The 1,517-nt window shown below is 68.9% G+C and carries 2 protein-coding genes; both read right to left on the bottom strand.

Features of this window, described 5'->3' with window-relative positions; all coding sequences use genetic code 11:
• The coding region (locus EOA33_RS35345) for an NAD(P)-binding domain-containing protein (protein WP_190234487.1) at positions 1–325 on the bottom strand (325 nt) is incomplete at its 3' end.
• Positions 322–1,407 (bottom strand): tRNA (adenosine(37)-N6)-threonylcarbamoyltransferase complex transferase subunit TsaD, encoded by a 1,086-nt coding sequence (tsaD, locus tag EOA33_RS35340; protein WP_189347337.1) that lies wholly within the window; start codon positions 1,405–1,407, stop codon positions 322–324. The genes EOA33_RS35345 and tsaD, both read right to left, overlap by 4 nt.
• Positions 1,408–1,517: the final 110 nt, after the last annotated feature.

The raw sequence follows: 1,517 nt of genomic DNA, 5'->3' as shown, positions 1-1,517 counted from the left end.
ATTGCACATAGTCGTTGGCGGCCGTCAGCATGCCGCGCAACGACTGCGCTGGCGTCACCGCGAGCACGCAGTCGGCGCCGTCGAGCGCAGCCTCGATATCGGTTGTCGCCACGATGCCGGGCTGCAGAGCGATGCCCGGCAGATAGCGCGGGTTCTCGCCGCGATCGATCGCGGCGACGGTTTCCGGATCGCGCGCATAGAGGCGGACGAAATGACCGGCGCGCAGCATGGCCAACGCCAGAGCCGTGCCCCAGGCACCGCCGCCTAGCACGGCGACGCGCCAGCCGCTCGGCGCCTCGTGGCCGCTGGTGACCACCTCGGTCATGCCTTGGCTCCGCGTCGGCCGGAGCCGACCATCGGGGCGGAGACGCTGTCCAGCGGCCAGCGCGAGCGCGGCACGAAATCGGCGGCATTCTCCAGCGCCATCCCGGCGCGCAGGCGCTCGATACCGGCCCAGGCGATCATCGCCGCATTGTCGGTGCAGAGTTTTTGCGGCGGCGCTATGAAGTCGAAGCCGGCTTCGGCGCAGAGCGTTTCCAGCGTCGCCTTGATGGTGCGGTTGGCGGCGACCCCGCCGGCGACGACCAGCGCCGGCTTCGCCTTATCAGGGAATTCCTGGCGGAAGCGGGAGAGCGCGCGCGAAACGCGGTCGCTCAGCGCATCCGCCACCGCCGCCTGGAACGAGGCGCAGATGTCGGCGACATCCCGGTCGCTCAAGGGCGCAATGGCGGTCGCGGCCTGGCGCACGGCCGTCTTCAGGCCGGAGAAGGAGAAATCAGGCTGTGCCGCGCCCTTCATCGGGCGAGGAAAGGCAAAACGGCTCGCATCGCCCGACGCCGCCGCCTTCTCGACGTTGGGACCGCCGGGATAGGGCAGGCCGAGCATCTTGGCCGTCTTGTCGAAGGCTTCGCCGAGCGCGTCGTCGATGGTCGTCGCCCAGCGCTGGTAGTCGCCGACGCCGCGCACGGCGACGATCTGGGTGTGGCCGCCGGACACCAGGAGCAGCAGGTAGGGAAAGTCAAGCCCGTCGGTCAGGCGCGCCGTCAGCGCATGGCCTTCGAGATGGTTGATGGCGAGCAACGGCTTGTCGGCGGCGGCGGCAATCGCCTTCGCCGTCATCAGCCCGACGATCAGCCCGCCGACAAGGCCGGGACCCGCGGTCGCGGCGATCGCGTCGACCTCGCCCAGCGCCACGCCCGAATCGGCAAGGGCCGCCTCGACGATGCCGTCGAGCGCCTCGACATGGGCGCGCGCAGCGATTTCCGGCACGACGCCGCCGAACACGGAATGCTCCTCGATCTGGCTGAGCACGATGTTGGACAGGATTTCGGGCGCGGCGCGGCCATCCAGCGCCACCACGCTGGCAGCGGTCTCGTCGCAACTCGTCTCAATGCCCAGAACGCGGATCAATTGGTCGCTGTCCTCGAAGATTGTGTCGCCGGAGGTCTGTCGATATTCAGGTGATGCCGGCCTGCAAATGGCGGGTTCCTGCGCTTCCGGTGCTCACGTACTTCAAG

The sequence above is a fragment of the Mesorhizobium sp. M4A.F.Ca.ET.050.02.1.1 genome, assembly GCF_003997725.1.
Lineage (GTDB): Bacteria > Pseudomonadota > Alphaproteobacteria > Rhizobiales > Rhizobiaceae > Mesorhizobium.
The sequence above is the reverse complement of the archived record's forward strand: the minus strand, read 5'-3'. Positions and strand labels throughout refer to the sequence as shown.